This is a genomic window from Oleiagrimonas sp. (assembly GCF_027858935.1).
Classification (GTDB): Bacteria; Pseudomonadota; Gammaproteobacteria; order Xanthomonadales; family Rhodanobacteraceae; genus Oleiagrimonas.
The window spans coordinates 1-5,241 of record NZ_JAQIBU010000175.1 but is presented as its reverse complement, the minus strand read 5'-3'; the positions used below and the strand labels follow the sequence as shown (position 1 = coordinate 5,241).

The window sequence follows — 5,241 nt, the reverse complement described above, 5'->3', positions numbered from 1 at the left end:
CTGCCCTGGCTGATCGAGCATTTCGGGGCAACGCGTCTGGAGCGCATGGAAGCCGATGAGTGGCGCGTGGAGCAGGCGCTCAAGGATGCCTTCGAGGCCAGCGGGCTGCCGCACGGCGTGTTCAGCGCCGAACATTTCCTGCTGGAGCGGGATGCGGCGGTCGACCGCTTTGCGCAAAAAGTGCCACGCATGGAGTATTTCTACCGCGACCTCAGGCGGCGTCACCGGATCCTGCTCGAGGCGGATGGCCAGCCGCGCGGCGGACGCTGGAACTACGACACGGAGAACCGTGCCAAGTGGCCGGGTGATCCTCCGGCACCCTCGTGGCCGTGGCAAAAGCATGACCTGCGCACGCTTTGGTCCGAGATCCAGGCGGCCGGCGTGCAGACCATGGGCGAGCCGACGGCCGAGGACTTTGGCTGGCCGTTGAGCCGTAGCGAGGCGCAATCTTGGCTGGCCGATTTCATCACGCATCGGTTGCCCCACTTCGGTCGCTTTCAGGACGCGTTGAGCGGGCGGTCGTCCACGCTGTTTCACGCGGGTCTTTCTTTCGCCCTGAACACCAAGATGCTGCATCCGCGCGAGGTGATTGACGCTGCCATTGCGGCGCTGGAAGACGGCCAGGTCGATCTCGCCGCGACCGAGGGTTTGGTCCGGCAGATCCTCGGCTGGCGCGAGTACGTGCGTGCGATCTACTGGGCGCGCATGCCGGGATATGCCAGATTGAACGCCCTGAGCGCCAGCCGACCGCTGCCGGCCTGGTACTGGACAGGCAAAACGAACATGGCATGCCTGCAGGCGGCCATCGGACAATCGCTGGCGCTGGGCTACGCGCACCACATCCAGCGCCTGATGGTCATCGGCAATTTCATGCTGCTGGTCGGCTGCGACCCGGACGCGGTGGATCGATGGTACCTGGGCATCTATGTTGACGCTTTCGAGTGGGTGGAACTGCCCAATACGCGTGGCATGAGCCAGTTCGCCGACGGCGGCGTGGTTGGCAGCAAGCCGTACGCCGCCTCGGCATCCTATATTCATCGTCAGTCGGACCACTGCAAGGGCTGCCACTACAAGCAAACGCTGCGCCACGGCGAACGCGCCTGCCCTTTCAACAGCCTGTACTGGCATTTCCACCTGCGACACCGCGATGTATTCGGGCGCAATCCCCGATTGACCATGGCCTACCGCAACTGGGACAACATGAATCCCGACGAACGTGCGGCCACAATGGCGCAGGCGGAGCAGTATCTGGATCGGCTGGATACGCTTTAGCCATCAATCAGTCAGCATGAACAACCGCTTCACGCCACAAGAATCGAGAAAGGTGTCCTGAAAAATTAACGCTGAGGCCTTTACACCAGCTCAAGGGGTGCCTTTGATCGACAGTGCCGGGTATTCAGCGAGCTTGCCGCGCAGATACACCGCCGCATCGACCACATGGCCATCGCTGAACCTGATGGAGTACTTGATCCCGGACATCGACGAGCGGGTAGCACAGCAGTTGATAAAGCCCTCGGCAGTACTTGCGGAAGCGCCGGCAAAGCGAAGCTTCAGGCGCATGTGCGCCGCGGCTTTTGATGCACTGTAACCGATGCCGTTGCGGATGAAGACGGCATGGTGCAAGGCCGCCACCGAAGCAATGAGGTATTGAATTTTCTGTTGTTCGATGGCCTGCTGCTGTTCGGGCCTGGTGGCTTCGACCGCCTGCTGTGCAAATGCTGGTGTCGCCAGGACGGCGAGGAAAATCCATGTGATCATGATCTTGTTCATCAGAGCAACCCTTCGATTGGCAACAGCTTGAGAAGCTTCACTTCCATTCTGAGAGCCACGCTGGTCTTGGGGTCGTGGCCGTACACGACAGGCTTGCCGTTGTCGCTGGCCCGCCATTGCATCCTCCCCGCATGTGGCGAACCTTTTTTGATCAGCACCACATGGTAGGCATTGGCCGGTCGCGTGGCGTTGTCGAAAAACTGCGTAACCGCTTCAGCAAGCGCCGGGGAATCGATGATGATGCCCATCTCCGTGTTCAGCAGTTTCGAGCGTTCGTCCATGTTCATCGAGCCGATGAACACCAGTTGCCGATCCACCACGATAGCCTTGGCATGCAGGCTGACACCCGAGGATGTGCCCGGTGCGCTTTTCCTCTTCATCTTGGTGGAGGGCCGAAGTTCGTAGAGCTGCACGCCGCCTTCGAGCAGCGCACGTCGATAGCGCGAATAGGCTGAATGCACCGCAGGTTCATCCGTGGAGGCGAGTGAATTGGTCAGCACCTTCACGCTCACACCGCGGCTGGCAATCCCGGTGAGATAGCGGGTGTAGGTATCGCCGGGTATGAAGTAAGGCGATATGAACAGGATTTCCTTTTGCGCCCGATCGGTCATCGTCTTGATTTGCGGACCGATGCGCAGCCGTGGATGGTCCCTGCTGGTCTCGATCTTTTCCGGCTGATCGGCTACCAGCATCGCCGGACCCCAGAACCAGGCACCGGCGCGATCCGCAGAGGGGCCGTAGGGAAGTTCCTCCAGGGTCGATTGCGCATAGTCCGACTGAGCAAACGTGCGTGCCTCCCTGGTCAGATCCACGCGCAACTTCGCCAGATCGTAGTGACTGGCGTATTTGCTGGGAAACGCCGTGACCGGGTAAGCGTATTCACTGTTCCAGTATTCATCGAAAGCGTGTGAAGCCTCCTTGACCACAGGCCCGATGGCGATCAGGTCCAGGTCACGAAAATTGGTGCCGTGACCGGCGTCGAAATACGCATTGCCAATGTTGCGGCCACCTACAATCGCCACGTTGTTGTCGGCGATGAACGACTTGTTGTGCATGCGGCGATTGAGCCGACGGGGGTGAAGCAGGAACTGGGTGACCTTGGACAGCCAGGACGGATGACGCGTATGAAACGGGTTGAACAGACGGACCTCGATGTTCGGGTGCGCATTGAGCGCGTCCAGCATGTCGATGCCGTCGTTTACATTGATGTCGTCAAGCAGCAGACGCACGCGCACGCCACGATCGGCAGCCAGCAACAGGCGCTGCGCCACCAGCCGACCGGTCGCATCGTTGTCAAAGATGTAGTACTGCAGATCAAGAGAGTGTTCCGCGTGATCGGCGAGCGCAATGCGACTCATCAGCGCATTGGTGCTGCGCACAAGCAGCCGGAAGCCGGACTTGTCGTGATGCTGATCCAGCTCTGACCGGATATAACGCGCGCTGGCGGTATTTGTTGCCGGTGCCAGCGCGTTGGACGGATGTTTGACGTAGTGGGCCCGCAGCGAATCGCAGGCGCTCAATGCAAGCATGCCGATGGCCAGTGCAACGAGGACGCCCATACGACGTAACATGCATGACATAGCCGTTTTCCATCGACTCGATGCGGAATCCGGACAGGACAACCCCACCCGTGCGCACCATCCTGACCCGATGTCCAGGACCTTCCTGTGACCACAGTGCGCCTGCCATCGTGAACGCAGCAGGAGCGGTCGTCGCGGCTTCTCCACAATGGGAAGTACCCGCATTTACGTCCCTTCTGTTGCGGCCCGCCCGTGTCGAACCGTGGGGCCGGTCACGCTGTAAAGCGGTCAACAAGGACTTGTATTGTTCTCCTTCGCCCCCGTGGCCCAGGCCCGCGTTCCTGCAACCCGAATCAAGCGATTGCTGGTGAACCTTTCACCTCTTTTCCTGCAACTTACGGCCTGGGCAGCGGGTGGTTGTCATCCTGGACCGCAGCATCGGCAGCGTCACCATTGGCTGGTCGCCGGTCAGCGCACCCAGAAAACACTCGATCTTGCTGACCTCTCCCTCGCTCGTTGTCACTCCGAGTTGACTGCTGCCCATGCTCGCGATGGCCAGGCGAAGGCCCCACGCCTTGCCCGTATGCAAATAGGGCGCGGTCAAGACAATATTGCGCAGTGATGGCACACGAAACACGAAATCGTCGCTGGCCGTCATGGTCACCGCGAAAGGCCCCGTTTGCATCGCCCAGGGTTTGGGGTGAAAGCATTCCGGTCATCGGCTTGCAAGGCTTGCCGCATCCCCCTCCAAACAGAACAAAGCGCGCTCCATGAACACCGGAGACGCCACCATCTGACAACATGGGACCACGTCTTCCAGCGGGTTCCCGGCCATTTCCTGAGGGCCTTGCTGAAACGAATCCACGCGCAATGCTGCCGTTTTCCGCGACTGAGACACGAAACTCGAACGTGACAGTGGCACGCTCTTTTACTCGTGCCACAGTTGGCGATCCCTTGCGCATGGCCGAGACGCAGGTTTCTCCATGTTCAGCTTTCCTGCGTTTAAATGGTAAGTCGCCGCGCCGCCGATGCGCGCGCCAACAGAAAAACAAAGGAGTGACGCATGCCCAACCTCAATCTGCGAGTGACCACCGACAGCGATACCAGCGCCCGTCTGCTCAATGCCATGCAGGCCATCGATGGGGTCGTACATGCCGAGGAAGTGGCCGACCTGATGCAGCGCAGCGCCGACGACGATTCCAGCTCGGCAGGACTGTCCGACGACACAGGACCGGGCAGCCATACCCTGATGATCGAAGCGGATACGGAACGGGCTGCCACGCTTGCGCGCCGTGTCGCCGAGGAACTGGCAACCGGGGAAGGGTTTGCGCTGGAGTTCACGCAGCCCCGCTAGGGCACTGCATGCAAGTGCCGAGCCCTTCAAACAGGGCCGGCATCAAGGGGAACGGAAGCAATTGATCTCATTCAATTGCCGCCTCACTCCATGATGCGGCGGATGCGGACCGTACAGCCCGACTGCAAGGGAACGCGTTACGCTCGCCTGATGGATGGTCCGTGGATGCATCTTGTCGGCATACCTTAGAGGACATGAAACTGGCTCAAGTGACCGCCTCAACGGACTCAGCAGCCTGGTCTCACGGGACCCGCGCTCGCTCTGCAGTACCCACCCACAGAGCCAGGGACAAAAGAATGCGGCAGGGGTTCAGGTGCACGGGTGTTGAATCAAGACTTGGATGACAGGGCGCTTCCCCTTTCAAGAAACCTCTGGCTAAAAGGAATTACAGGATGCAGGGTCCGCCCCTGGGCTTCTCATGAAGAGACCACATCCCCCGCGAGTACCTGATGGGCATGCCCTGAGCGATTCGGCACGGGAGGCATTGCAAGTATCGGAAAGTCGCTACCGCCGGTTGTTTGAAACCGCCCAGGACGGGATTCTTCTGCTCAATGCCGATACGGCGCAGATCGAGGATGCCAACCCCTACTTGATCCA

5 protein-coding genes are annotated in these 5,241 nt (G+C 60.1%); 2 read left to right on the top strand and 3 right to left on the bottom strand.

Annotated features, from left to right (window positions below):
• Positions 1–1,272: cryptochrome/photolyase family protein (locus PF446_RS06380; RefSeq protein ID WP_298070404.1), on the top strand; the 1,272-nt coding region annotated here is incomplete at its 5' end.
• A gap of 90 nt (positions 1,273–1,362) precedes the next feature.
• On the opposite strand, the gene PF446_RS06375 is transcribed toward PF446_RS06380, so the two are convergent.
• The 3 genes from PF446_RS06375 to PF446_RS06365 all read right to left on the bottom strand — a co-directional run bounded on the left by PF446_RS06375 (position 1,363) and on the right by PF446_RS06365 (position 3,954).
• Positions 1,363–1,770, bottom strand: coding sequence for a DUF5329 family protein (locus PF446_RS06375; RefSeq protein ID WP_298070403.1), 408 nt, complete (start codon positions 1,768–1,770; stop codon positions 1,363–1,365).
• Positions 1,770–3,341 carry a phospholipase D family protein gene (locus PF446_RS06370; protein WP_298070402.1) on the bottom strand — a complete coding sequence of 524 codons (1,572 nt, stop codon included), beginning with the start codon at positions 3,339–3,341 and terminating at the stop codon, positions 1,770–1,772. The genes PF446_RS06375 and PF446_RS06370 overlap by 1 nt, the downstream gene beginning before the upstream one ends.
• Positions 3,342–3,666: 325 nt before the next feature.
• Positions 3,667–3,954, bottom strand: coding sequence for a hypothetical protein (locus PF446_RS06365; RefSeq protein WP_298070401.1), 288 nt, complete (start codon positions 3,952–3,954; stop codon positions 3,667–3,669).
• Positions 3,955–4,353: 399 nt separating this feature from the next.
• Here PF446_RS06365 and PF446_RS06360 point away from each other — a divergent pair, with 399 nt between their 5' ends.
• The gene (locus PF446_RS06360) at positions 4,354–4,644 is read left to right on the top strand and encodes a hypothetical protein (RefSeq protein ID WP_298070400.1); all 291 of its coding nucleotides are present in this window, start codon (positions 4,354–4,356) and stop codon (positions 4,642–4,644) included.
• Positions 4,645–5,241 lie beyond the last annotated feature (597 nt).

Bases quoted from the DNA above. Each gene is read 5' to 3' on its own strand.
- PF446_RS06375 (WP_298070403.1), bottom strand. From the start codon at position 1,770: ATGAACAAGATCATGATCACATGGATTTTCCTCGCCGTCCTGGCGACA.
- PF446_RS06370 (WP_298070402.1), bottom strand. From the start codon at position 3,341: ATGTTACGTCGTATGGGCGTCCTCGTTGCACTGGCCATCGGCATGCTT.
- PF446_RS06360 (WP_298070400.1), top strand. From the start codon at position 4,354: ATGCCCAACCTCAATCTGCGAGTGACCACCGACAGCGATACCAGCGCC.